We start from the raw sequence: 24,949 nt of genomic DNA, 5'->3' as shown, positions 1-24,949 counted from the left end.
AGGGTTCGGCGTCGAACTCAGATTATGTAACCACCACAAATCACTGTAGGAGCGGGCTTGCCCGCGATGGGGCCCGAACTGACACCGCACAAACCCCAGACAAACAAAAACGCCCCCGACCTTGCGGTCGGGGGCGTTTTTTTAAGCGTTAACTAAGTCGAAACTCAGTTACCAGCTTTCTTGGCAGCGCGGGTACGCTCGCTTTCGCCCAGGATCTTCTTGCGAAGACGGATGGACTTAGGAGTGACTTCGCACAATTCGTCTTCTTGAACGAATTCCAGAGCCTGCTCCAGGGTGAAGCGGATAGGCGGAACCAGAGCGATGGTTTCGTCTTTACCCGAAGCACGCATGTTGTCGAGCTTCTTGCCTTTGGTTGGGTTGACGCCCAGATCGTTGTCGCGGCTGTTGATGCCGACGATTTGACCTTCGTACACGTCTTCACCGTGACCCAGGAACAGTTTGCCGCGAGCTTGCAGGGTTTCCAGCGAGTAAGTCAGAGCCTTACCGGTAGCAACCGAAACCAGCACGCCATTCTGACGGCCGGACATGTCGCCGGACTTCATCACGTCGTAACGGTCGAAGATCGAGGTCAGGATGCCTGCACCGGAGGTCAGGGTCAGGAACTCGTTACGGAAACCGATCAAGCCACGAGCCGGGATGTTGTACTCAAGGCGCACACGGCCCTTGCCATCCGGAACCATGTTGGTCAGGTCGCCTTTACGGATACCGATCTGTTCCATGATCGAACCTTGCGATTCTTCCGGCAGGTCGATGGTCACGTTTTCGTACGGTTCGTGCTTGACGCCATCAACCATGCGGATGATCACTTCAGGACGACCAACACCCATTTCGAAGCCTTCGCGACGCATGGTTTCGATCAGTACCGAGAGGTGCAGCTCACCACGGCCAGAGACTTTGAACTTGTCGGCGGTGTCGCCTTCTTCAACGCGCAGGGCAACGTTGTAGAGCAGTTCTTTGTCCAGACGTTCCTTGATGTTACGGCTGGTGACGAACTTGCCTTCTTTACCGCAGAAAGGCGAGTCGTTTACCTGGAAGGTCATGGAAACGGTTGGCTCGTCAACGGTCAGCGGCTTCATCGCTTCGACGTTCAGTGGGTCGCACAGAGTGTCGGAGATGAACAGCTGGTCGAAGCCGCTGATGCAGACGATGTCGCCGGCAGCTGCTTCTTCAACGTCGATGCGGTGCAGGCCGTGGTGACCCATCAGCTTCAGGATACGACCGTTACGCTTCTTGCCGTCGGCGTCGATAGCCACAACCGGAGTGTTCGGCTTGATGCGACCACGAGCGATACGGCCAACGCCGATAACACCCAGGAAGCTGTTGTAGTCCAGAGCGGAGATTTGCATCTGGAACGGACCGTCACGGTCGACTTTCGGCGCAGGTACGTTGTCGACGATCGACTGGTACAGCGGAGTCATGTCTTCAGCCATGTCGGTGTGTTCCAGACCGGCAATGCCGTTCAGGGCCGAGGCGTAGACGACTTTGAAGTCCAGCTGTTCTTCGGTAGCACCGAGGTTGTCGAACAGGTCGAAGATCTGGTCCAGAACCCAGTCCGGACGCGCGCCTGGACGGTCAACCTTGTTGATGACCACGATTGGACGCAGGCCGGCTTCGAAAGCCTTCTTGGTCACGAAACGGGTTTGCGGCATAGGGCCGTCTTGAGCGTCAACCAGCAGCAGAACGGAGTCGACCATCGACATTACGCGTTCTACTTCGCCGCCGAAGTCGGCGTGGCCCGGGGTGTCCACGATGTTGATGTGGTAGCCGTTCCAGTTGATGGCGGTGTTTTTCGCCAGAATGGTAATACCGCGCTCTTTCTCCTGGTCGTTGGAGTCCATCACGCGCTCGTCGTTGAGCTCGTTGCGCTCCAGGGTGCCGGATTGACGCAAGAGTTTGTCTACCAGGGTGGTTTTACCATGGTCAACGTGAGCAATGATGGCGATGTTGCGTAGATTTTCGATCACTTGTGTATCTCGATCAGAGGATTCGGTGTGCTGACAAGTCTTGGCAGCGATTTACAGTAGAGTCCGGCAAAGCCGTTACAGCTTGACGGCGGCGTCGGGGGGCCGGTGACGCAGGCCACAGGCAAACAGCCCCGGGCACTTAGCTCGGTCGATAAACGCGCACATTGGCATGCCCCTCACTGAGCAAATGGTGGGCATGCAGGCGACTCATCACGCCTTTGTCGCAATACAACAGGTACTGGCGAGTAGGGTCCAGTTCCTTGAAACGAGCGTTCAATGCATAAAACGGCATCGTCTGCACCTCAATGCCAGCGAGTTCCAGCGGCTCGTCTTCAGCGGCATCCGGGTGACGGATGTCGATGATGATCTGGCCCGCCAGTGCTTCGCTGACTTCTTCGATCTGCAAATCCTGGCCCAATTCGTCGATCACGCGATCGATCGGCACCAGTTTGGCGTTCTCGAGCGCACGCTCAAGTACCGCCATGTCGAATTCTTTCTCTTCATGCTCCACGCGTGGACGCTTGGCGTGGGTCTTTGGGTTCACCGAGATGACCCCGCAGTATTCCGGCATGTGCTTGGCGAAATCGGCAGTACCGATTTCGTTGGCCAGGTCGATGATGTCCTGCTTGTGACTGGCGATCAGCGGGCGCAAGACCAGCTTGTCGGTCACGCAGTCGATCACGGACAGGTTCGGCAACGTCTGGCTCGATACCTGGGAAATCGCTTCGCCGGTGACCAGCGCTTCGATCTCCAGCCGATCGGCAATACGGGAAGCAGCGCGCAACATCATACGCTTCAAAACTACGCCCATATGACTGTTATCGACTTTCCCGAGAATTTCTCCCAGTACTTCCTCGAAAGGCACACTGACAAATAACACGCGTTGGGAGCTGCCGTACTTCTTCCAGATGAAGTGCGCGACTTCCATGACGCCCAGTTCGTGGGCACGTCCGCCCAGATTGAAGAAGCAGAAATGGCTCATCAGCCCGCGGCGCATGATCTGGTAGGCGGCGACGGTGGAGTCGAAGCCACCGGACATCAGTACAAGCGTCTGTTCCAGGGCACCCAGCGGATAACCGCCGATGCTGTTGTGCTGGCTGTGGATCACGAACAACCGTTTGTCGCGAATTTCGATGCGGACTTCGATTTCCGGCTCTTTCAGCGAGATTCCGGCGGCGCCGCACTGACGACGCAGTTGGCTGCCAACGTATTTCTCGACGTCCATGGAGCTGAATTCGTGCTTGCCGGCACGTTTGCAACGCACCGAAAAGATCTTCCCGGCCAGGGCGTCACCAAAATGCTGTTTGCACTTGGCGACGATGTCATCGAAGTCGCCCAACGGGTATTCATCGACCTGCAGGAAATGCGCGATGCCCGGCATGCAGCTCAGGCGCTCGGTCATCTCCTTCAGGGCTTTCGGCTCACTGACGCGGGTTTCCAGCTCGAGATTGTCCCACACACCGTTCACCACCACAGCCGGGTCCAGGTCGCGGAGCACGGTACGGATGTTTTTAGCCAACTGGCGGATGAAACGCATCCGTACCGGGCGGCTCTTGATGGTGATCTCGGGGAAGACTTTTACGATTAGTTTCATGAAAACAGCGCGCGCTGGGCCAGCCGAAAAAGGGGGGCGCGGATTATAGCGGAAATTGCTCAAGGTTTAACCAGTTAATGTGCAGAAGGTTTTGCGCGCACCAAAACAGGTCATTTATGGATTTCGACGCTACATTACAGGGCGAGGTTTTGTGCTTTTTGAGGCATTGCACCTTTATAAGCGTGATATTGGGGCAAAAAACCCATGGTGGGGCACTGGCATGCAATTTGCTCCCTTGTGAGGCAGGTTGCCATGGCAGAGTATTCGCGCCGGCATCACCCACATTCTAAGGGCATCCACTACTAAGCCCGAAGCCACCCGGAGGACACTATGTCGAAGTCGGTTCAACTCATCAAAGATCATGACGTCAAGTGGATTGATCTGCGCTTCACGGACACCAAAGGCACTCAGCACCACGTGACCATGCCGGCTCGCGATGGGCTGGATGAAGCTTTCTTCGAAGAAGGCAAAATGTTCGACGGTTCCTCCATCGCTGGCTGGAAAGGCATCGAAGCTTCCGACATGATCCTGATGCCGGACGACTCCACTGCCGTTCTCGACCCGTTCACCGAAGAGCCGACCCTGATTCTGGTTTGCGACGTGATCGAGCCTTCGACCATGCAAGGCTACGACCGTGACCCACGTGCGATCGCCAAGCGTGCCGAGGAATACCTGAAGTCGACCGGTATCGGTGACACCGTATTCGTTGGTCCAGAGCCTGAGTTCTTCATCTTCGACGAAGTGAAGTTCAAGTCCGACATCTCCGGTTCGATGTTCAAAATCTTCTCCGAACAAGGTTCGTGGATGTCCGACCAGGACGTGGAAGGCGGCAACAAAGGCCACCGTCCAGGCGTCAAAGGCGGCTACTTCCCTGTTCCGCCGTTCGACCACGACCACGAAATCCGTACCTCCATGTGCAACGCCATGGAAGAAATGGGCCTGGTCATCGAAGTTCACCACCACGAAGTGGCGACTGCCGGTCAGAACGAAATCGGCGTGAAGTTCAACACCCTGGTTGCCAAGGCTGACGAAGTTCAAACCCTGAAGTACTGCGTACACAACGTTGCTGACGCATACGGCCGCACCGCGACCTTCATGCCTAAGCCTCTGTACGGCGACAACGGTTCGGGTATGCACGTTCACCTGTCCATCGCCAAAGATGGCAAGAACACCTTCGCTGGCGAAGGCTATGCCGGCCTGTCCGATACAGCTCTGTACTTCATCGGCGGCATCATCAAGCACGGTAAGGCCCTGAACGGCTTCACCAACCCGTCGACCAACTCCTACAAGCGTCTGGTCCCAGGTTTCGAAGCTCCAGTGATGCTGGCTTACTCGGCTCGCAACCGTTCGGCTTCGATCCGTATTCCTTACGTGTCCAGCCCTCGCGCTCGCCGTATCGAAGCTCGCTTCCCGGATCCGGCAGCTAACCCGTACCTGGGCTTCGCTGCACTGTTGATGGCTGGCCTGGACGGCATCCAGAACAAGATCCACCCTGGCGACGCAGCTGACAAAAACCTGTACGACCTGCCGCCTGAAGAGGCGAAAGAGATCCCACAAGTTTGCGGCAGCCTGAAAGAAGCCCTGGAAGAGCTGGACAAAGGTCGTGCGTTCCTGACCAAAGGCGGCGTTTTCAGCGACGACTTCATCGACGCTTACATCGCTCTGAAAAGCGAAGAAGAAATCAAGGTTCGTACCTTCGTACACCCACTGGAATATGAGCTGTACTACAGCTGCTGATCCGGTAGCGTCGCGCTACGCGGCGTGACAAAAGAGAGGCCTCCTTCGGGAGGCCTTTTTTATGGGCGACCGTCTGTCATCGGATGCCCGGTTGCGTGCATCATGGCCTTCATCCGATAAAGCCGAGATGCCCCCATGCGCCTACGCCCATGCCTTGCCCTGCTCACCGCCCTGCTGGCCAACAGCGCTTTTGCCAGCCCGGCACCTGCCGCCCTCGCCCCATTGCTTGGCACCATCGAAGAACGCCTGGCAATTGCCGATCAGGTTGCGCTGAGCAAATGGGACAGCGGCAAACCTGTCGAAGACCGGCAGCGCGAGCGCGAAGTCATTGCCGGTGCTGTCGCCCTGGCACCTGCCTATAAATTGAGCAACGAAGCCGTCGAACAGTTCTTCTCGGCGCAGATCGAGGCCAACAAACTGGTGCAATACGCGCACTTGTCTGACTGGCATGCCCAAGGCAAGGCACCCAACGATCCCCGCCCCGATCTCGTCGGGCAGATCCGCCCGCAACTTGACCGGTTACAAAAACGCCTGCTGCAACAACTGGCCGATTTCAGCCCTTATCGCAACGACCCGCAGTGCCCATCCTGGCTGGCCAAGGCCAATAAAGCCGGCGCCCACGCGCCATTGCGTGAGCTTGCCCAGGTACGCGCCACCGCTGAGTTGTGCAGCGCCAGCCGCTGAGCCGACCTGCCGATGTGCGCTGAAGTGCTCTATGCTCAGCGCTTAGTCGCCAAGAACGGAACAGGGCCGGACACTCGCCCAACGGCCAATGGAAGCCTGCAATGCGCTCATTGTTGTTATGCCTGCTTGCGCTGATCGCCCTGCCCGCCGCCGCGCAGATCTACAAATACACCGACGCCAACGGCAACACCGCGTACAGCAATCAACCGCCCTATGGCGTAAAGGCTCAACCCGTGGAGTTGCCACCGCTCAACAGCGTCGAGCGTCAGTCGCCGAGCGAGCCTGTAGCACCTGCGCAATCCAGTAACCGTGAACAGCCCAACAGCGCCTATCAGGTGCTGGAACTGACCGGCTTGCCCACCGAAGAAGTCCTGCGCGCCAACAACGGCACGTTCACGGTCAGCGTATTGATCCAGCCGCGCCTGCAAGGCCCTCATCGATTGAGGCTGTTGCTGGACGATCAACCCTACGGCCAACCGAGCAACGTGCCGATTCTGCAACTGGTGAACATCGACCGTGGCGAACACCGCCTCGCGGTTCAGGTGATCGATGGACAAAACGTCGTGCAGCAGAGCCCCACCGTGACCTTCACCGTACAACGGGTGCATAAGCCTTGAGGTTCTGGCTGTTGGTCGCGTGCCTGATCAGCCTGCCGGCAATGGCCGAGGTTTTTACCTACATCGACGCCCAAGGCAATCGGGTTTTCACCGATCAGCCGGGCACCCGCAATGCCAAGCGTGTGCCACTGGCGACCAGCAATCGAATGTCGGCCAACCCGAGCGGCGCCGCGCCAGTGACGGCCACGAAAGCCAAACCACTGTTTCATTACGACATGCTTCGTGTGCTGGTGCCGGACCCGGATGCCACGATCCGTAGCACAGCCGGTGAATTGATCGTCAGCGTTACCAGCGAACCCGGCCTGCAACAGGGCCATCGCTATCGTCTGCTGCTGGATGGCCAACCCACCGCCGAGCCCGGCCCGAGCCCGGTGTTCGCCCTGAGCAACATCGACCGCGGCAGCCATCACCTGTCGGTGGAAATCCTCGACGAACAGGGCCGTACCGTCGAACGCACGGCCAATCAACCCTTCCACATGCAGCGCATTTCCCTCGCGCAGAAACGTCAGGTCAAACCCTGCGTCCTCACCGACTACGGCCGACGGCCGGAATGCCCCCTCAAAGACAAACCCGAAGAAGAAAAGAGCTTCTTTTAGCGCTAACGCCGGCCAGTTAAGACATAGAACCTGTGGGAGCGTGGCTTGCCCGCGAAGAACGATGACGCGTAATACCTGAAAAACCGCGGTGCATTCTTCGCGGGCAAGCCTCGCTCCCACAGGATTCTCGTCGCTCAAAGTTGCTCGCCACAGTTCTGCACTTGGCCCGGGCTCTGCTTCTTTTTACTTAGTTCAGGTTTGCGCACTATATTGGTGCAATAGAGTGCACAGTACTCACAACACAACCCATTTTGGTTCGAAAGTACCCGCAAAAGCTGGCAGAACGCCACGCAAATGAGCGTCAAACGCCTGTTTCAGGCTCTAAACGCTTCTTTTCGGAGCCTTGGTTTGGTTTTTGCATTTTCCTCGTATCGGCGCGTTATTCATGCGCATGCCCTGCTCCAAAAGAGGTCCTGATGACCATTAGCGACGCACTACACCGCTTGCTACTCGACAACCTGACCACCGCAACCATTCTGCTCGACTCCGAACTGCGCCTTGAGTACATGAACCCGGCGGCGGAGATGCTGCTGGCCATCAGCGGCCAGCGTAGCCATGGGCAGTTCATCAGTGAGTTGTTCACCGAGTCCACCGAGGCGCTGAACTCCCTGCGCCAGGCGGTCGAGCAGGCGCACCCGTTCACCAAGCGCGAAGCGATGCTCACCGCCCTCACCGGCCAGACCCTGACCGTCGACTACGCCGTGACACCGATCCTGAGCAATGGCGATACGCTGCTGTTGCTGGAGGTTCACCCGCGTGACCGCTTGCTGCGGATCACCAAGGAAGAGGCGCAACTGTCGAAGCAAGAAACCAGCAAGATGCTGGTACGCGGTCTCGCCCACGAAATCAAAAACCCTCTCGGCGGGATTCGCGGCGCGGCTCAGTTGCTCGCCCGTGAATTGCCGGAAGAAAGCCTGCGCGACTACACCAACGTCATCATTGAAGAAGCCGATCGCCTGCGCAATCTGGTGGATCGCATGCTCGGCTCCAACAAATTGCCGTCACTGGCCATGTGCAACGTCCATGAAGTGCTGGAGCGCGTAGGTCAGTTGGTAGAGGCCGAAAGTCAGGGCTGCATCACTTTGGTGCGCGACTACGACCCAAGCATTCCGGATGTGTTGATTGATCGCGAACAGATGATTCAGGCCGTCCTGAACATTGTGCGCAACGCGATGCAGGCCATCAGCAGCCAGAACGAGCTGCGCCTTGGCCGCATCAGCTTGCGTACTCGCGCCATGCGCCAGTTCACCATCGGCCACGTGCGCCATCGCCTGGTGACCAAGATCGAAATCATCGACAACGGCCCGGGGATCCCCGCCGAGCTGCAGGAAACCATCTTCTTTCCCATGGTCAGCGGCCGCCCGGACGGTACCGGGCTGGGCCTGGCCATTACCCAGAACATCATCAGCCAGCACCAGGGCCTGATCGAATGTGACAGCCATCCAGGCCACACCACGTTCTCGATCTTTCTGCCACTGGAACAAGGAGCCACATCGACATGAGCCGTAGTGAAACCGTGTGGATCGTCGATGACGACCGTTCTATCCGTTGGGTCCTGGAAAAAGCCTTGCAGCAGGAAGGCATGACCACGCAAAGCTTCGACAGCGCCGATGGCGTGATGAGCCGCCTGGCGCGCCAGCAGCCGGACGTGATCATCTCCGACATCCGCATGCCGGGTGCCAGCGGCCTGGACCTTCTGGCGCGGATTCGCGAACAACACCCACGGCTACCAGTGATCATCATGACCGCGCACTCCGACCTGGACAGCGCTGTCGCGTCCTATCAGGGCGGCGCATTTGAATACCTGCCGAAACCGTTCGACGTTGACGAAGCGGTGTCGCTGGTCAAACGCGCGAACCAACACGCCCAGGAACAGCAAGGCCTGGAAGTCCCGGTCGCCTTGACCCGCACCCCGGAAATCATCGGTGAAGCACCGGCGATGCAGGAAGTGTTTCGCGCCATCGGGCGCTTGAGCCACTCCAACATCACTGTGCTGATCAACGGCGAATCCGGTACCGGTAAAGAGTTGGTGGCACACGCGCTGCACCGTCACAGTCCGCGTGCGGCTTCGCCGTTCATTGCGCTGAACATGGCGGCGATCCCCAAGGACCTGATGGAATCCGAACTGTTCGGCCATGAGAAAGGCGCGTTCACCGGCGCGGCCAACCTGCGTCGCGGGCGTTTTGAGCAGGCTGACGGCGGCACGCTGTTCCTCGATGAAATCGGCGATATGCCGGCAGACACTCAGACGCGCTTGCTGCGGGTATTGGCGGACGGTGAGTTCTACCGCGTCGGCGGTCATGTGCCGGTGAAGGTCGATGTGCGAATCATCGCCGCGACTCACCAGAATCTGGAAACCCTGGTGCATGCCGGAAAATTCCGTGAGGACTTGTTCCACCGCCTCAACGTGATCCGCATCCACATTCCACGGCTGTCGGACCGTCGCGAAGACATCCCGACCCTGGCCAAGCACTTCCTCAGCCGCGCCGCGCAAGAACTGGCGGTGGAACCGAAGCTGCTGAAAAGCGAAACCGAGGAATACCTGAAGAACCTGCCGTGGCCAGGCAACGTGCGTCAGCTGGAGAATACCTGCCGCTGGATCACTGTGATGGCTTCAGGTCGCGAAGTGCACATCAGCGATCTGCCGCCGGAGCTGCTGAGCCTGCCGCAGGACTCGGCGCCGGTGACCAACTGGGAGCAAGCGTTGCGTCAGTGGGCTGATCAGGCGCTGGCTCGCGGTCAGTCGAGCCTGCTTGACAGTGCCGTGCCAGCTTTTGAGCGAATCATGATCGAGACCGCCCTCAAACACACCGCCGGCCGCCGCCGTGACGCTGCCGTTTTGCTGGGCTGGGGCCGCAATACCTTGACCCGCAAGATCAAGGAATTGGGGATGAAGGTTGATGGTGGGGATGATGATGAGGGGGATGAGGGCTAGTTAGTGCTTTCAATCTTCGTCGCTCTCTAAATCCATTCGCGGGCAAGCCTCGCTCCTACAAGTCTGGTGTGAACCCCAAATGGTGGTCAACACCGAACCTGTAGGAGCGAGGCTTGCCCGCGAAGCTTTTGGCGCCACCGTGCACCGCCTGAATGCACCGTGAACCGCAATCGCGCACGACAATCGATCCAAAACCCCGCCTCCACCTGCAAGAAAAACCATATCGCAGAAACACAAAAGCCCCGAATTACGGGGCTTTCAGCGCTGCTCGACGGTTTTCTGTTGCAACTTGTTAAAAACTGGCACGCCCCCTGCAATAGTCCAATCAGTGATTCGATTCACTACCCAGTTTCGGGGACCTTGGTACAGGCAGGCCGGGGATTCCCCTCTTTACACCGGGCTCATACCGCAACTGCGACGAGCCCATCCCGTTTTGGGGCCCTTGGTACAGGCAGGCCGGGGACTCCCTCTTTACACCGGGCTCACGCCGCAATGCGCGAGCCCATCCCGTTTCGGGGACCTTGGTACAGGCAGGCCGGGGATTCCCTCTTTACACCGGGTTCACGCCGCAATGCGCGAGCCCTCCCGTTTTGGGGACCTTGGTACAGGCAGGCCGGGGATTCCCTCTTTTATTGCTCTCGGAGATGGATCTCCAGCCGCCAGCGGTCATCGACCTCGCTACCGGCCCACTCGCCCTGCAGCGGCCGGGCCGCCACCACCGTCAGCAACAATCCCCCATCACTCAACCGCGTTCGCCAGTTCACGTCCTTGCCGTTGAGCTTGAGCTGACCTTTCTGCGCCTTGCCTTCAGCCTCGAACAACAGCGCCACGCTGCCGTCGACCAGCTCGCCGTGGGTTTTGGGTTCGTTGTTGAACCACACCACCAGCCCATCGTTCGTCACCTCGACCTGCTGCAAAACGCTGGGGTCGGGCGCAGTCAGGCGACCGATCATCAGGCCCACCATCATCCCGACAATTGCCAGCGAAGCCATCACCCGCGGGAATAGTTTCGAACGAGGGTCCTTTGGCGGCGTAGAATGCCCGTCATCTTTACCTTCGGAGCCGTGCATGTTTCACGTCATCCTTTTCCAACCAGAAATTCCGCCGAATACCGGCAACGTTATCAGGCTGTGCGCCAACAGTGGCTGCCACCTGCATTTGATCGAACCGCTGGGCTTCGAGATGGACGACAAGCGTCTGCGCCGGGCCGGCCTCGATTACCATGAGTATGCCACCCTGCAACGCCACGCAGACCTCGCCAGCTGTCTGGAAAGCCTCGGTCATCCACGGCTGTTCGCCTTTACCACCAAGGGCTCGCGACCCTTTCACGACGCCAGCTTCGCCGAGGGCGATGCCTTCCTGTTCGGCCCGGAAAGCCGTGGCTTGCCGGCCGAGGTGCTCGACGCCCTGCCCAGCGAACAACGCCTGCGTTTGCCGATGCGCGAAGGCTGTCGCAGCCTGAACCTGTCCAACACCGTGGCCGTCGCCGTGTATGAAGGCTGGCGTCAGCTGGGGTTCAAATAACCCGACGATCGTTTTCGCCTGACAGAAACAATCGCGGGCAAGCCCGCTCCCACAGGTTTTGCACAATCCTGTGGGAGCGGGCTTGCCCGCGATTTTCAGCAGCGCAGCTTACTGAACGGTTGGAGTCTCGCCAGCCGCCTGCATGCGTTGCAGCTCTTGTGCGTACAGCGCGTCGAAGTTCACCGGGGCCAGCATCAGGGCCGGGAACGAACCGCGGGTCACCAGGCTGTCCAGGGTTTCGCGAGCGTACGGGAACAGGATGTTCGGGCAGAACGCACCCAGGGTGTGGCTCATCGAAGCATCGTCCAGGTTCTTGATCAGGAAGATCCCGGCCTGTTGCACTTCAGCGATGAACGCCACTTCGTCACCGTTTTTCACGGTAACCGACAGGGTCAATACGACTTCGTGGAAGTCGCCTTCCAGAGCCTTCTGGCGAGTGTTCAGATCCAGACCGACGCTCGGCTCCCACTGCTGGCGAAAGATCGCCGGGCTTTTCGGGGCTTCGAAGGACAAGTCACGTACGTAGATGCGCTGCAAGGAGAATTGCGGTGCGGTTTCTTCTTCGCTAGCTGCAGTGTTCTGTTGGTCAGTCATCTCAGATCCTTTCTGATCTCGGGTCTTGTAGGGTTGGCTATTTCAAGTAAGGCAGTCAGGCCTTGAGCATGGCGTCGAGCTTGCCGGCGCGCTCCAGGGCAAACAAATCATCACAGCCGCCAACGTGGGTGCTGCCGATCCAGATCTGCGGCACGGACGTACGCCCGGCCTTCTGAGCCATCGCTGCACGCACCTGCGGCTTGCCATCGACCTTGATCTCTTCGAAGGCTACGCCTTTGTTCTCGAGCAGGTACTTGGCTCGCGAGCAATAAGGGCAGTAATCGCTGGAATAGACGACGACGTTGTTCATATCACTTCACCAGCGGCAGATTGTCGGCTTTCCAGCTGGAAATACCGCCGGACAGCTTGGCGGCGGTGAAGCCGGCTTTCATCAGTTCGCGGGCATGAGTGCCGGCCGTCTGGCCCATGGCATCGACCAGGATAATGGTCTTGGCCTTGTGCTTTTCCAGTTCGCCGACGCGAGCGGTCAGTTTGTCGTGAGGAATATTCAACGCACCAACAATGTGACCAGCGGTGAAATCCTTGGTCGGACGAATGTCGATTACCACGCCTGCATCTTTGTTGACCAGCCCGGTCAGTTCACCGGTGCTCAGGCTGCGGCCGCCGCCTTGCATCTGATAAGCGATCAGCAACGCCAGCAGTACGACGAAGATACCGACAAGCAAATAGTGGTTAGTGGCAAATTCAATCAGGTGAGCAACCATCGAAGGAGGTTCCAGGGCGTTAAAATGTCGGCCAGTATACACAGCCACTATGGTGGGCCAAACCCCGTCCGGCGGTGACGCCGTCGGAACTTCGCTTTAAACTCCTACTCCCTTTTCCATCGCCCTCTTTATAACTCAGCCACGAGTGGAATCCATGACTACCACGCCTAAACCTTTGGTCCTGATTATTCTCGACGGCTTCGGTCACAGCGAGAGCCCTGAATCCAACGCCATCTTTGCAGCGAAGAAGCCTGTGCTGGACCGTCTGTGGGCCACCGTGCCGAACGGCCTGATCTCGGGCAGCGGCATGGACGTCGGCTTGCCGGACGGCCAGATGGGCAACTCCGAAGTCGGCCACATGAACCTTGGCGCCGGCCGCGTGGTGTATCAGGACTTCACGCGTGTGACCAAAGCGATCCGCGACGGCGAGTTCTTCGAGAACCCGACCATCTGCGCCGCGGTGGATAAAGCCGTTGCTGCCGGCAAAGCCGTGCACTTCATGGGTCTGCTGTCCGATGGCGGCGTTCATAGCCACCAGGATCACCTGGTCGCCATGGCGGAACTGGCCTACAAGCGCGGCGCCGAAAAAATCTACCTGCACGCCTTCCTTGATGGCCGTGATACGCCACCGAAAAGCGCCCAGTCGTCGATCGAGCTGTTGGACGCGACCTTCGAAGCCCTCGGCAAAGGCCGGATCGCCAGCATCATCGGCCGCTACTACGCCATGGACCGCGATAACCGCTGGGACCGTGTGTCCCAGGCCTACAACCTGATTGTCGATGGCGCCAGCGAGTTCAACGCCGCTACCGCACAGGAAGGCCTGCAAGCCGCTTACGAACGTGGTGAGAGCGACGAATTCGTCAAAGCCACCAGCATCGGTGAGCCGGTCAAGGTTGAAGACGGCGACGCCGTGATCTTCATGAACTTTCGCGCAGACCGTGCCCGCGAGCTGACCCGCGTGTTCGTCGAAGACGATTTCAAGGAATTCGAGCGCGCTCGCCAGCCTGCACTTGCCGGTTTCGTCATGCTGACCCAATACGCCGCCAGCATCCCCGCGCCATCGGCCTTCGCCGCGAGCAGCCTGGACAACGTGCTGGGCGATTACCTGGCGAAAAACGGCAAGACGCAGCTGCGCATCGCCGAAACCGAGAAATACGCCCACGTGACTTTCTTCTTCTCTGGCGGTCGCGAAGAACCGTTCCCGGGCGAAGAACGCATCCTGATCCCGTCGCCGAAGGTCGCCACCTATGACTTGCAGCCCGAGATGAGTGCTCCGGAAGTCACCGACCGCATCGTCGATGCCATTGAAAACCAGCGTTACGACGTGATCGTGGTCAACTACGCCAACGGCGACATGGTCGGCCATAGCGGTGTATTCGACGCGGCAGTCAAAGCGGTCGAGTGCCTGGACCTGTGCGTCGGCCGTATCGTCGATGCGCTGGAAAAAGTCGGCGGCGAAGCCCTGATTACCGCCGACCATGGCAACGTCGAGCAAATGTCCGATGCATCCACTGGCCAGGCGCACACTGCGCATACCACCGAGCCGGTGCCGTTCATCTATGTCGGCAAGCGTGATCTCAAGGTGCGTGATGGCGGCGTGCTGGCGGATGTGGCGCCGACCATGCTGATGTTGCTGGGGCTTGAGAAACCTGTGGAAATGACCGGGACATCGATTCTGGTGTAACCCGCCCTATCAAACACCGCCAAAACCCTGTGGGAGCGAGCCTGCTCGCGATAGCAATCTGACAGCCAACATCTTTGTTGAATGTACTGATGCCATCGCGAGCAGGCTCGCTCCCACATTGGTTTTCGGTGTTTTTTTGTCCAGTTATCACACAACCCCAATTGGGCATTTTTTTTGCTGCGCTTGGCGGGCATACTAGGCCGTCCCTTTCCCTGGTGTCGCCCGCCTCTATGCTTCGCGTCCTGATAGCCCTTGCCCTGACTTGCCTGCTTCAACCGGCCTTTGCCGACGAGCGCACGCAAACCCAACAACAGTTGGACGCCACGCGTCAGGACATTGCCGAGCTGAAGAAACTGCTGGGTAAACTCCAGGAAGAAAAATCCGGAGTGCAGAAAGACCTCAAGGGCACCGAAACCGAGATGGGCAAGCTCGAGAAGCAGGTCGAATCCCTGCAAAAAGAGCTGAAGAAAAGCGAATCCGAGCTGCAGCGACTCGATACCGAGAAAAAAAAACTCCAGAGCGCGCGCATTGAACAGCAACGACTGATCGCCATCCAGGCCCGAGCGGCCTATCAGAATGGCCGCCAGGAGTACCTGAAGCTGCTGCTCAATCAGCAGAACCCGGAAAAATTCGCCCGCACCCTCACCTATTACGACTACCTGAGCCAGGCCCGCCTGGAGCAGCTGAAGAATTTCAACGAAACCCTGCGCCAACTGGCCAATGTCGAAAAAGACATCGGCCTGCAGCAGGCGCAATTGCTGGTTCAGAAAAGCAGCCTCGACAGCCAGCGTGATGAACTCGACAAAGTCCGCCAAGAGCGTCAGCAAGTCCTGGCCAAGCTCAATGACGACGTAAAGGCTCGCGATCAGAAACTGGCGGCACGCGAGCAGGATCAGGCGGACCTGTCTAAAGTCCTTAAAACCATCGAAGAAACCCTGGCCCGCCAGGCCCGAGAGGCAGAAGAGGCGCGGCAAAAAGCGCTGATCGCCCAGCAGGAAGCCGAAAAAAAGCGTTTACGTGAGGCTCAGGCTGAAGCAGATGCCACCGATGCCCCACGCAAAACCGTTAAATCGACACCCGGCGCACTGGTTTCAAGTTCAGGCGAAACCTTTGGCGGCCCCTTTGCTTCTACCCGAGGCAGACTTCCATGGCCGGTTGATGGTCGACTGCTCGCACGCTTCGGTGAAAGCCGTGGCGACGATGCCCGCACCAAATGGGACGGCGTGATGATCAGCGCCTCCGCTGGCAGCCAGGTGCATGCCGTTCACGGCGGCCGCGTGGTGTTTGCCGATTGGTTGCGAGGCGCCGGGTTGCTGGTGATCCTCGACCACGGCAACGGTTTTTTGAGTCTTTACGGTCACAACCAGACGCTGCTCAAGTCTGCCGGTGACGTGGTAAAAGCCGGTGAGTCCATCTCCACTGTCGGTAGCAGTGGCGGGCAGGACACACCAGCGCTGTATTTCGCTATTCGTCAGCAGGGTCACCCGAGTGATCCGGCGCAATGGTGTCGTGCGCAAGGATAAGTACGCCATCTACTTCAGGAGTTCGTTCGACATGCTGTATTTGTCCCGCCTTACCTCGCTGGCCCTGACGATTGCCCTGGTGATCGGCGCGCCGTTGGCGTTTGCTGCCCAACCGGCCCCGGCGGTCGCGCCTGCCGGCACCGCTGCGACCACCAAGGCGCCATTGCCGCTGGACGAGTTGCGCACCTTTGCCGAAGTCATGGACCGGATCAAGGCAGCCTATGTCGAACCGGTGGATGACAAGACCCTGCTGGAAAACGCCATCAAGGGCATGCTCAGCAACCTCGACCCGCACTCCGCGTACCTGGGTCCTGAAGACTTCGCTGAATTGCAGGAAAGCACCAGCGGCGAATTCGGCGGCCTTGGCATCGAAGTCGGCGCCGAAGACGGTTTCATCAAAGTGGTTTCGCCCATCGATGACACCCCGGCCTCCAAGGCCGGCATTCAGGCCGGCGACTTCATCGTCAAGATCAACGGCCAGCCGACTCGCGGCCAGAGCATGACCGAAGCCGTGGACAAGATGCGCGGCAAGATCGGCCAGAAGATCACCCTGACCCTGGTACGCGACGGCGGCGCGCCGTTCGACGTGACCCTGGTCCGCGCCATCATTCAAGTGAAGAGCGTGAAGAGCCAGCTGCTGGAGTCCGGCTACGGCTACATCCGCATCACCCAGTTCCAGGTCAAGACCGGCGAAGAGGTCTCCAAGGCCCTGGCCAAGCTGCGCAAGGACAACGGCAAGAAGCTCAGCGGCATCGTCCTCGACTTGCGTAACAACCCGGGCGGCGTGCTGCAATCGGCGGTGGAAGTGGTCGACCACTTCATCACCAAGGGCCTGATCGTCTACACCAAGGGCCGCATCGCCAACTCCGAACTGCGCTTCTCCGCCACCGGCAAGGACGAAAGCGAAGCCGTGCCAATGGTCGTGCTGATCAACGGTGGCAGCGCCTCGGCCTCGGAAATTGTCGCCGGTGCCCTGCAGGATCAGAAACGCGCAGTGGTCATGGGCACCACCAGTTTCGGCAAAGGCTCGGTCCAGACCGTGTTGCCGCTGAACAACGAACGCGCACTGAAAATCACCACGGCGCTGTACTACACGCCGAACGGTCGCTCGATTCAGGCGCAGGGCATCGTTCCGGACATCGAAGTGCGCAAGGCCAAGATCACCAGCGAGCAGGACGGCGAGTACTTCAAGGAAGCCGATCTGCAAGGTCACTTGGGCAATGGCAACGGCGGCGCCGACAAACCGACCGGTTCCGCCGGCAAAGCCAAGGCCATGCCGCAGGATGACGATTACCAGTTGGCCCAGGCCCTGAGCCTGCTCAAAGGGCTGAGCATCACCTCCGGCCGCTGAGATGCGCCTGCGGTTGCTCCTCGGTCTGCTGTGCTGTCTGGCGGGTGTTGCTCACGCGGCGCCGGCCACAACAGCGGCCACACCCCACAAGGCTTATCTGAGCCTGATCATCGATGACCTGGGGCAGAACCTGCCCCGGGATCGTCGCGTGCTGGCCCTGCCCGGCCCCGTCACCACGGCAATCATGCCCGATACACCCCACGCCAGCGAATTCGCCCGCGAAGCCCATCGTGCCGGCAAGACCGTCATCCTGCACATGCCCATGGACCCGGCCACTGGCCCGTTCGCCTGGCATCCCGAATTGCCCCTCGAAGAACTCGAGAAACGCCTGGACGCGGCGTTCAAGGCGGTGCCGTATGCCGCCGGCATCAACAACCACATGGGCAGCCGCATGACCGCTCGGCAACCGGCCATGGCCTGGCTGATGGCGGAGTTGCAGCGTCGGCACAAGTTCTTCGTCGACAGCCGCACCAGTGCGCAAACCGTGGCGGCCGCCGAGGCGCAGAAGATTGGTCTGGCGAGTGTTTCGCGGGATGTGTTCCTGGATGACGAGCCCACTGAAGCGGCGATCTTCACTCAGCTACAGACGGCAATCAGCCTGGCGCGCAAGCAGGGTTCTGCAGTGATGATCGGGCATCCGTATCCGCAGACATTGGCGGTGCTTGAACGTGAATTGCCCAAGCTCAAGGCTCAGGGCATTGACTGGATCGACATCAAATTGATGATCAGCGTGCGGGGCAATCGCGCGACGGCGGCACATGGCAAGGATGGGGTCTACCGCTAACCTGCCGCACCACAAAACCACTGTGGGAGCGAGCCTGCTCGCGATCGCGGTATGTCAGACAACAATGATGTCGACTGACACTCCCTCATCGCGAGCAGGCTCGCTCCCACATTGGTATATGCATGGCGAAAGATCGGGCATTGAACGCTACAAATACCGCGACATGATCTCGTCCACCACGCCTTCCTTGCGCAGTTGATCCAGTGCGGCTTGCAGCTTGGCGACGGTTTCGTCCGGCACGTCTTTGTTCAGTGCCAGGTACAGTTCGGCACTGTTGAAGCGCAGCACGGTCTTGAGGCCGGTCACGCCATCCTGTCGGGCGAGGTAACGCCCGGCCGGATCACCGGTGGCCCACAGGTCGATCTGGCCGTTAACCAGCTTCTTCGCGTTGTCTTGATCGCGCAGCACAACGATCGGTTTCAGTCCTTGCTTGGCCAGCGTCTCGGCAATCGCATCGCCCTTGTAGGCGCCAATCTTGTATTTGCGTGCCTGCTCCAGCGATTCGAGGGTGATCTTGCTATCGGCCTTGGCCAGCAGAATCCAGTCGTCCGGGCCGATAGGGCCGACCCACTTGAAGAGTTTCTCGCGGTCCGGCAACCGCGCCATCACGAACACGCCATAGCCAGGTTTTTCCAGGGCGAGTCTGTAGATTCGCTCCCAAGGGAAACGCAGTGTCAGGCTGTAGGTAATGTCGGCGCGCTTGAACATCTCACGGACAATGTCCACGGCAATGCCGTTGATGTTTTCGTCCTGAGCGAAATTCTTGCCATTCTTTGCCATGTTGTACGGCGGGAAGTTTTCCGTCAGCAACACCAGACCGGTGCCGGGATTTTCTTCGGCGTGAACTCCGTTGATGAACAACAGAGAAGCGCTGGCGAGGACAAGAAGAAGACGTTTAAGCATGTCGGACTACCGGAATCCATGGCGTGCCCAAGAGTGCCTTGAGCCCGCCATACTGTCCACTGGCCTGTACTGTTTAACGCATCACGATGCCGCGATGCGCCATGTAGGCCTTGGCTTCCTGCACGGTGTATTCGCCGAAGTGGAAAATACTCGCCGCCAGCACCGCGCTGGCGTGGCCTTCGAGGATGCCGTCGGCCAAGTGCTGCAGGTTGCCGACACCGCCGGACGCGATCACCGGAATCCCCAGCGCATCGCTGATGGCGCGGGTGACGCCCAGGTCGAAGCCGTTTTTCATGCCGTCCTGGTCCATGCTGGTCAGCAGGATTTCACCGGCACCGAGGCCTTCCATCTTCTTCGCCCACTCAACGGCGTCGAGGCCGGTTGGCTTGCGACCACCGTGAGTGAAGATTTCCCAGCGCGGGGTTTCGCCCGGACCGGAAACTTTCTTCGCGTCGATGGCAACGACGATGCACTGCGAGCCGAAATGCTGAGCCGCTTCGCCGACGAATTCCGGGTTGAACACCGCAGCGGTGTTGATCGAAACCTTGTCCGCGCCGGCATTGAGCAAGTTGCGAATGTCCTGCACGGTACGCACACCGCCACCCACTGTCAGCGGGATGAACACCTGGCTGGCCATGCGTTCGACGGTATGCAGCGTGGTGTCGCGACCGTCGACGCTGGCGGTGATGTCGAGAAAGGTAATCTCGTCGGCACCTTGCTCGTCGTAGCGACGGGCGATTTCCACCGGGTCGCCGGCGTCGCGAATGTTCTCGAACTTGACGCCCTTGACCACCCGGCCGTTATCCACGTCCAGGCAAGGGATGATGCGTTTGGCCAGCGCCATGGTCAGTCCTCAGCCTTTATACGAATCGCAGAAAGCTTGCGCTTCGGCGACGTCGAGGGTGCCTTCGTAGATCGCCCGGCCGGTGATGGCGCCGATGATGCCTGGCGCCTTGGCGTCGAGCAGCGACTTGATGTCACCCAGATTGTGGATACCGCCGGAAGCGATCACCGGAATCTTCGTCGCAGCGGCCAGGGCAGCGGTGTACGAAACGTTGCAGCCCTGCATCATGCCGTCTTTGGCGATGTCGGTATAAACGATCGCGGACACGCCGTCGGCTTCGAATTGCTTGGCCAGGTCAATCACCTGAATGGTGCTGATTTCAGCCCAGCCGTCAGTGGCGACAAAACCGTCTTTGGCATCCAGGCCGACGATCACTTTGCCCGGGAACGCGCGGCAGGCTTCAGCAACGAAAGCCGGATCTTTCACGGCTTTGGTGCCGATGATCACGTAGCTCACGCCCGCTTTCACGTAGTGTTCGATGGTTTCCAGGGAGCGGATACCGCCGCCGATCTGGATCGGCAGGTTCGGGTAGCGCTTGGCGATGGCGGTGACCACCTCGCCGTTGACCGGCTGGCCTTCGAAGGCACCGTTCAGGTCGACCAGATGCAGACGGCGGCAACCGCCTTCCACCCACTTGGCAGCCATGCTCACCGGGTCATCGGAGAACACTGTGGAATCTTCCATGCGGCCCTGGCGCAGACGAACACAGGCACCGTCTTTGAGATCGATAGCGGGAATAATCAGCATCTGGCAAACCTTCAAATTCGAGTATTCAGCTTCGCTCGGAAATCAGTTTTTCTCGAGCGCCCACAGGTCGCTTTCGATGCTTTCGAACCTCTCTTTGAGGTGCGTCTGCACATCGAAAATCGCCCTGTTGTAATAGTGCGGAGCAATTTCGCGGGTAAACAGCTCAAGGATTTCAGCCGCCTCGAACGAACCCAGGTCCAGTTCGAAGCGGTCTTCCATGAAGCGTTTGATCTTGTGATTGGCCTCGTTCTCCTGCTCGGGAGTGAGGGTCAGGATCGGCGGCTTCTTTTTGGCAGCCATTTACCAGCGACCATCCCACGCAGCGAAGTTCTGCAGCAATTGCAGGCCATGGGTATGGCTTTTCTCCGGGTGGAATTGCACAGCGAAACGCGAGCCATCGGCCAGCGCCGCGGCGAAATCGACCCCGTAGTGACCGCTACCCACCACCTGCCGCGCATTGCCGGCAGCGATGTAGTAGCTGTGCACGAAGTAGAAACGCGCCAGGTCCGGAATGTTGTGCCACAGCGGGTGTTCTACCGTCTGCTTCACTTCGTTCCAGCCCATGTGCGGCACTTTCAAGTGTTCGCCGTCTTCGTGCAAATCCTTGCCGAAGAACTTCACCGCGCCCGGAAACAGACCGATGCAGTCGACGCCGTCGTTCTCTTCACTGCTGTCGAGCAAGGCTTGCATGCCGACGCAGATGCCAAGGAACGGACGGTCCTGGCTGACTTCACGCACCAGCGAGTCGAAGCCCAGGCGACGGATCTCCGCCATGCAATCGCGAATCGCACCAACGCCGGGAAAAACCACCCGGTCGGCTTCGCGAATCACATCGGCATCGCTGGTGATCAGCACCTTGCCGGCACCGACGTGCTCGAGGGCCTTGGCCACCGAGTGCAGGTTGCCCATGCCGTAATCGATAACCGCGACCGTCTGCATTACAGAACGCCTTTGGTCGAAGGCATTTGCCCGGCCATGCGGTCATCCAGCTCCACAGCCATGCGCAGCGCGCGGCCGAAAGCCTTGAACACGGTTTCGATCTGGTGGTGGGTGTTGGTGCCACGCAGGTTGTCGATGTGCAGGCTGACGAGGGCGTGGTTGACGAAGCCCTGGAAGAATTCCTGGAACAGGTCAACGTCAAAGCCACCGACGGTAGCGCGGGTATAAGGAACATGCATCTGCAGGCCAGGACGGCCGGAGAAGTCAATCACCACGCGCGACAGCGCTTCATCGAGCGGCACGTAGGCGTGGCCGTAGCGACGGATGCCCTTCTTGTCGCCGATGGCTTTGGCAAAGGCCTGACCCAGGGTGATACCGACGTCTTCCACGGTGTGGTGGTCGTCGATATGCAGGTCGCCCTTACTGACAATATCCAGGTCGATCAGCCCGTGACGGGCGATCTGGTCCAGCATGTGCTCAAGAAAAGGTACACCGATATCAAATCGGGCCTTTCCGGTGCCATCCAGGTTGATCGAGGCTTTGATCTGGGTTTCCAGAGTGTCGCGCTCGACAGACGCCATACGTTCGGCCATCACCAGCTCCGCAAAAAATCATTGGGGCGAAAAAGGCAGCCATTATAGGGTCGCGGGCGCTAAACAGAAACACGAGAGGTGATATCACTGACGGACTGAGTCCCCTGCCGTCGGGGATATACTTGTAAAGACATGTAGGAGCGAGGCTTGCCCGCGAAGGCGATATACCAGACAGACCGCATTATCGTTCTTCGCGAGCAAGCTTCGCTCCTACAGGGATTGCAGCGCGCCCGGCATGTCGGGCGCGAGGTTATTAATGGAACAGCACCGCCGTTTTCTGCAGGGTCACCCACACACCCCACGCCAACGGAATACCCACCACCAGCCACGCAGCCACCGCCAATGGCTTGGTGCCCGCATCCGCTTTCCACTCCAGAACGGTGCTGGCATCAGCACCTTTGTCGTGGCCCAGCGCCTGTTCGGCCGCCAGTTCAGCGTCAGTCATGAAGTACTTGTCGGCCACCGGGCGAACCATCAGGTTGCACAGGAAACCCAGCACCAGCAGGCCCGCGAGGATGTACAGGGTGATGTCGTAAGCCGCAGCACGTTCAACGCCGATGCTCAGCTGATATTCACGCAGGTAGTTCACCAACACCGGACCCAATACGCCCGCTGCCGCCCAGGCAGTCAGCAGACGACCGTGGATCGCACCGACCATTTGCGTACCGAACAAGTCAGCCAGGTAAGCCGGCACCGTTGCAAAACCACCGCCGTACATCGACAAAATGATGCAGAACGCCGCCACGAACAGCGCAACGTTGCCCAAGTGACCGAGGTTCGGGATCAGCGCGTACAGCGCGAAACCGAGGGCGAAGAACACGAAATAAGTGTTTTTGCGACCCAGGTAGTCCGAGAACGAAGCCCAGAAGAACCGGCCACCGATGTTGAACAGGCTCAGCAAACCGGTGAAACCGGCCGCAATCGCTGCGATCGAGGCCAGTTGCCCGGCGTCCAGCTGACCAAACGTCTGGTCGGTGCCCAGCAATTTACCGGCGAAGACTTCCTGCAGCAGCGGCGAAGCCATGCCGAGGATACCGATACCCGCCGAAACGTTCAGGCACAGCACCAGCCACACCAGACGGAATTGCGGGGTCTTCCACGCCACATTCACGTGCACGTGACGGTGAGTGATCATCGCGTTCGAGGCTTTTTTCGCCGGAGCAGTCCAGCCTTCAGGCTTCCAGCCGGTTGGCGGAACGCGGTAGGACAGCGCGCCACCGATCATGAACACGAAGTAGATCGCGGCCATTACCAGGAAGCTCTGCCATACGCCCACGCTGGTTGGCGAAGCGAAGTGCCCCATCAGCGCTGCAGCCAGTGGAGCACCAACCATCGCGCCGCCACCGAAGCCCATGATCGCCATGCCTGTGGCCATGCCGCGTTTGTCCGGGAACCACTTGATCAGGGTCGAGACCGGCGAGATGTAACCCAGGCCCAGGCCAATACCGCCAATAACCCCGGAGCCGATCCACATCAGCCAGATCTGGTGGGTATAGACCCCCAGCGCCGAAATCAGCAGACCACCACACCAGCACAGTGCCGACACAACACCGGCCTTGCGAGGACCTGCGTGTTCCAGCCAGCCGCCCCAGATTGCTGCCGAACAGCCAAGGAAGATGAAGAACAGGGTGTAGATCCAGCCGAGCATCGAGATCGGCCAGTCGCATTGAGACGAAAAGACCTGAGCGATGAAGCTCATGTCCGGCGCGCAAGTCACGGCCTTGGTGACGCCCAGGGCTTTGGACAACGGCAACCAGAACACCGAAAAGCCGTAGGCCATTCCGATGCACAGGTGGATGGCCAGAGCGGCCGGTGGTACCAGCCAACGGTTAAAACCGGGCTTGGCGATGATGCGTTCCTTGGACAGGAACGCGGGCTGGTCGGCTTTGATGCCGTCCGCCGTGATACTCGTAGTCATGGTGTTTCCCCCAATTATTAGTATTGTTCGCCAGCCGTTCTTCACCCCCAGCCTTAATGCACGCAGGCATGACTGTTTTTTAGGTGAAGCTCCATTTTGGTGCGACATCACGCCGCAGAAGGGACGGACGAACGGGCAGAGGTTACCATTTGCACGTGACAGAAAAACCAAACTGATATCACCTTTTGTATGTCATCTGATCTCGTACCACTGGATGAACATGTGTCCGGGTCCGGATTAACTTTTCAAAGGAAGCGCCATGCCGATCGTTGTCGAGCCACTGAACCAAGCCTCTTATCAGGATCAGCAAGATCTGCAGAAGATCTACCGCGACGCCCCGGACTGGCTGTTTGCGCCATTCACAGGGGAGACGCAGCTGATCGAAGACTGCCTGCAAGACGGTTCGCTGATCGCCGGACGCTTCAACGATCGACTGTTGGGTGCGGCACGTTTGCAACAGCACCACGACGTCTGGCATTTGTCCCATTTATGCGTACGAAAAATCACCCGTCGCCGTGGCGTTGCCGAGCGTCTGGTGAACGAAGCGCAAAAAATGGCGTCGCAATCGGGCGCGACATTGCGGCTGTTGGCGCCTGCCGGGCACCTCGAAGCTCAAGCGCTGGCGTCTAAGCTGAAGGTGCCGCTGGATGAGCTCCCGATGTGATCGCTGAC

25 protein-coding genes are annotated in these 24,949 nt (G+C 59.1%); 12 read left to right on the top strand and 13 right to left on the bottom strand.

The window, feature by feature from the left end:
- Window positions 1–164: 164 nt before the first annotated feature.
- Together typA and thiI are read right to left on the bottom strand one after the other, a co-directional pair.
- The gene (gene typA / locus AB7M22_RS28785) at window positions 165–1,985 is read right to left on the bottom strand and encodes a translational GTPase TypA (RefSeq protein ID WP_007907857.1); all 1,821 of its coding nucleotides are present in this window, start codon (window positions 1,983–1,985) and stop codon (window positions 165–167) included.
- A 139-nt stretch (window positions 1,986–2,124) separates the two neighbouring features.
- Window positions 2,125–3,579, bottom strand: a complete 1,455-nt coding sequence (gene thiI, locus AB7M22_RS28780; RefSeq protein WP_008005335.1) for a tRNA uracil 4-sulfurtransferase ThiI — start codon at window positions 3,577–3,579, stop codon at window positions 2,125–2,127.
- Between the two features lie 330 nt (window positions 3,580–3,909).
- Here thiI and glnA point away from each other — a divergent pair, with 330 nt between their 5' ends.
- The 6 genes from glnA (at window position 3,910) to ntrC (ending at window position 10,148) form a co-directional block, all read left to right on the top strand.
- Window positions 3,910–5,316, top strand: a complete 1,407-nt coding sequence (gene glnA / locus AB7M22_RS28775; RefSeq protein WP_007907861.1) for a glutamate--ammonia ligase — start codon at window positions 3,910–3,912, stop codon at window positions 5,314–5,316.
- A gap of 135 nt (window positions 5,317–5,451) precedes the next feature.
- A complete protein-coding gene (locus tag AB7M22_RS28770) occupies window positions 5,452–6,000 on the top strand; it encodes a chorismate mutase (RefSeq protein ID WP_454188523.1) in 549 nt (182 codons plus the stop codon).
- A gap of 101 nt (window positions 6,001–6,101) precedes the next feature.
- A complete protein-coding gene (locus tag AB7M22_RS28765) occupies window positions 6,102–6,617 on the top strand; it encodes a DUF4124 domain-containing protein (RefSeq protein WP_454188522.1) in 516 nt (171 codons plus the stop codon).
- A complete protein-coding gene (locus AB7M22_RS28760) occupies window positions 6,614–7,213 on the top strand; it encodes a DUF4124 domain-containing protein (RefSeq protein WP_454188521.1) in 600 nt (199 codons plus the stop codon). Before AB7M22_RS28765 ends, AB7M22_RS28760 begins: the two co-directional genes overlap by 4 nt.
- 416 nt (window positions 7,214–7,629) lie before the next feature.
- The gene (glnL, locus tag AB7M22_RS28755; protein WP_454188520.1) at window positions 7,630–8,715 is read left to right on the top strand and encodes a nitrogen regulation protein NR(II); all 1,086 of its coding nucleotides are present in this window, start codon (window positions 7,630–7,632) and stop codon (window positions 8,713–8,715) included.
- Window positions 8,712–10,148 carry a nitrogen regulation protein NR(I) gene (gene ntrC / locus AB7M22_RS28750; RefSeq protein WP_007897405.1) on the top strand — a complete coding sequence of 479 codons (1,437 nt, stop codon included), beginning with the start codon at window positions 8,712–8,714 and terminating at the stop codon, window positions 10,146–10,148. Before glnL ends, ntrC begins: the two co-directional genes overlap by 4 nt.
- 629 nt (window positions 10,149–10,777) lie before the next feature.
- Here ntrC and AB7M22_RS28745 read toward each other — a convergent pair.
- Window positions 10,778–11,218: a hypothetical protein gene (locus AB7M22_RS28745; RefSeq protein ID WP_454188519.1), complete on the bottom strand. Its 441-nt coding sequence runs from the start codon at window positions 11,216–11,218 to the stop codon at window positions 10,778–10,780.
- Between AB7M22_RS28745 and AB7M22_RS28740 the strand changes: the two genes are divergently transcribed.
- Entirely contained in the window at window positions 11,217–11,672 is a 456-nt protein-coding gene (locus AB7M22_RS28740) for a tRNA (cytidine(34)-2'-O)-methyltransferase (protein ID WP_008068783.1), read from the top strand. The two genes, AB7M22_RS28745 and AB7M22_RS28740, sit on opposite strands and share 2 nt — an antisense overlap.
- Window positions 11,673–11,780: 108 nt before the next feature.
- On the opposite strand, the gene secB is transcribed toward AB7M22_RS28740, so the two are convergent.
- The 3 genes from secB to AB7M22_RS28725 are packed head-to-tail and all read right to left on the bottom strand — an operon-like array spanning window position 11,781 to window position 12,991.
- Window positions 11,781–12,266 (bottom strand): protein-export chaperone SecB, encoded by a 486-nt coding sequence (secB, locus tag AB7M22_RS28735; RefSeq protein WP_007949026.1) that lies wholly within the window; start codon window positions 12,264–12,266, stop codon window positions 11,781–11,783.
- Between the two features lie 55 nt (window positions 12,267–12,321).
- Complete coding sequence (grxC, locus tag AB7M22_RS28730; protein WP_007939440.1) at window positions 12,322–12,576, bottom strand: glutaredoxin 3; 255 nt, start codon at window positions 12,574–12,576, stop codon at window positions 12,322–12,324.
- Between the two features lies 1 nt (window position 12,577).
- Window positions 12,578–12,991: a rhodanese-like domain-containing protein gene (locus AB7M22_RS28725; RefSeq protein ID WP_008005327.1), complete on the bottom strand. Its 414-nt coding sequence runs from the start codon at window positions 12,989–12,991 to the stop codon at window positions 12,578–12,580.
- Window positions 12,992–13,145: 154 nt separating this feature from the next.
- Here AB7M22_RS28725 and gpmI point away from each other — a divergent pair, with 154 nt between their 5' ends.
- From gpmI to AB7M22_RS28705, 4 genes are all read left to right on the top strand, one after another.
- Window positions 13,146–14,675, top strand: coding sequence for a 2,3-bisphosphoglycerate-independent phosphoglycerate mutase (gpmI, locus tag AB7M22_RS28720; protein ID WP_454188518.1), 1,530 nt, complete (start codon window positions 13,146–13,148; stop codon window positions 14,673–14,675).
- 230 nt (window positions 14,676–14,905) lie between these two features.
- Entirely contained in the window at window positions 14,906–16,198 is a 1,293-nt protein-coding gene (locus AB7M22_RS28715; RefSeq protein ID WP_454188517.1) for a murein hydrolase activator EnvC family protein, read from the top strand.
- A 31-nt stretch (window positions 16,199–16,229) separates the two neighbouring features.
- The gene (locus AB7M22_RS28710; RefSeq protein WP_454188516.1) at window positions 16,230–17,549 is read left to right on the top strand and encodes a S41 family peptidase; all 1,320 of its coding nucleotides are present in this window, start codon (window positions 16,230–16,232) and stop codon (window positions 17,547–17,549) included.
- 1 nt (window position 17,550) lies between these two features.
- On the top strand, window positions 17,551–18,333 hold the full coding sequence (locus AB7M22_RS28705) for a divergent polysaccharide deacetylase family protein (protein ID WP_454188515.1): 783 nt from the start codon (window positions 17,551–17,553) through the stop codon (window positions 18,331–18,333).
- A gap of 147 nt (window positions 18,334–18,480) precedes the next feature.
- Here AB7M22_RS28705 and AB7M22_RS28700 read toward each other — a convergent pair whose 3' ends face one another.
- The 7 genes from AB7M22_RS28700 to AB7M22_RS28670 all read right to left on the bottom strand — a co-directional run bounded on the left by AB7M22_RS28700 (window position 18,481) and on the right by AB7M22_RS28670 (window position 24,277).
- A complete protein-coding gene (locus AB7M22_RS28700) occupies window positions 18,481–19,236 on the bottom strand; it encodes a substrate-binding periplasmic protein (RefSeq protein WP_454188514.1) in 756 nt (251 codons plus the stop codon).
- A gap of 73 nt (window positions 19,237–19,309) precedes the next feature.
- Window positions 19,310–20,080 (bottom strand): imidazole glycerol phosphate synthase subunit HisF, encoded by a 771-nt coding sequence (gene hisF / locus AB7M22_RS28695; protein WP_007897430.1) that lies wholly within the window; start codon window positions 20,078–20,080, stop codon window positions 19,310–19,312.
- A gap of 9 nt (window positions 20,081–20,089) precedes the next feature.
- The gene (hisA, locus tag AB7M22_RS28690; protein WP_007897434.1) at window positions 20,090–20,827 is read right to left on the bottom strand and encodes a 1-(5-phosphoribosyl)-5-[(5-phosphoribosylamino)methylideneamino]imidazole-4-carboxamide isomerase; all 738 of its coding nucleotides are present in this window, start codon (window positions 20,825–20,827) and stop codon (window positions 20,090–20,092) included.
- A gap of 42 nt (window positions 20,828–20,869) precedes the next feature.
- Window positions 20,870–21,127: a DUF2164 domain-containing protein gene (locus AB7M22_RS28685; RefSeq protein ID WP_046045558.1), complete on the bottom strand. Its 258-nt coding sequence runs from the start codon at window positions 21,125–21,127 to the stop codon at window positions 20,870–20,872.
- Window positions 21,128–21,766 carry an imidazole glycerol phosphate synthase subunit HisH gene (gene hisH / locus AB7M22_RS28680; RefSeq protein WP_007897436.1) on the bottom strand — a complete coding sequence of 213 codons (639 nt, stop codon included), beginning with the start codon at window positions 21,764–21,766 and terminating at the stop codon, window positions 21,128–21,130.
- The gene (gene hisB / locus AB7M22_RS28675) at window positions 21,766–22,359 is read right to left on the bottom strand and encodes an imidazoleglycerol-phosphate dehydratase HisB (RefSeq protein ID WP_007897437.1); all 594 of its coding nucleotides are present in this window, start codon (window positions 22,357–22,359) and stop codon (window positions 21,766–21,768) included. Before hisB ends, hisH begins: the two co-directional genes overlap by 1 nt.
- A gap of 253 nt (window positions 22,360–22,612) precedes the next feature.
- On the bottom strand, window positions 22,613–24,277 hold the full coding sequence (locus tag AB7M22_RS28670; RefSeq protein WP_007897438.1) for an OFA family MFS transporter: 1,665 nt from the start codon (window positions 24,275–24,277) through the stop codon (window positions 22,613–22,615).
- Window positions 24,278–24,536: 259 nt separating this feature from the next.
- Between AB7M22_RS28670 and panM the strand changes: the two genes are divergently transcribed.
- Complete coding sequence (panM, locus tag AB7M22_RS28665; protein WP_454188513.1) at window positions 24,537–24,941, top strand: aspartate 1-decarboxylase autocleavage activator PanM; 405 nt, start codon at window positions 24,537–24,539, stop codon at window positions 24,939–24,941.
- The last annotated feature ends 8 nt before the right edge of the window (window positions 24,942–24,949 follow it).

The organism is Pseudomonas sp. ADAK2 TE3594 (assembly GCF_053628675.1).
The sequence above is the reverse complement of the archived record's forward strand: the minus strand, read 5'-3'. Positions and strand labels throughout refer to the sequence as shown.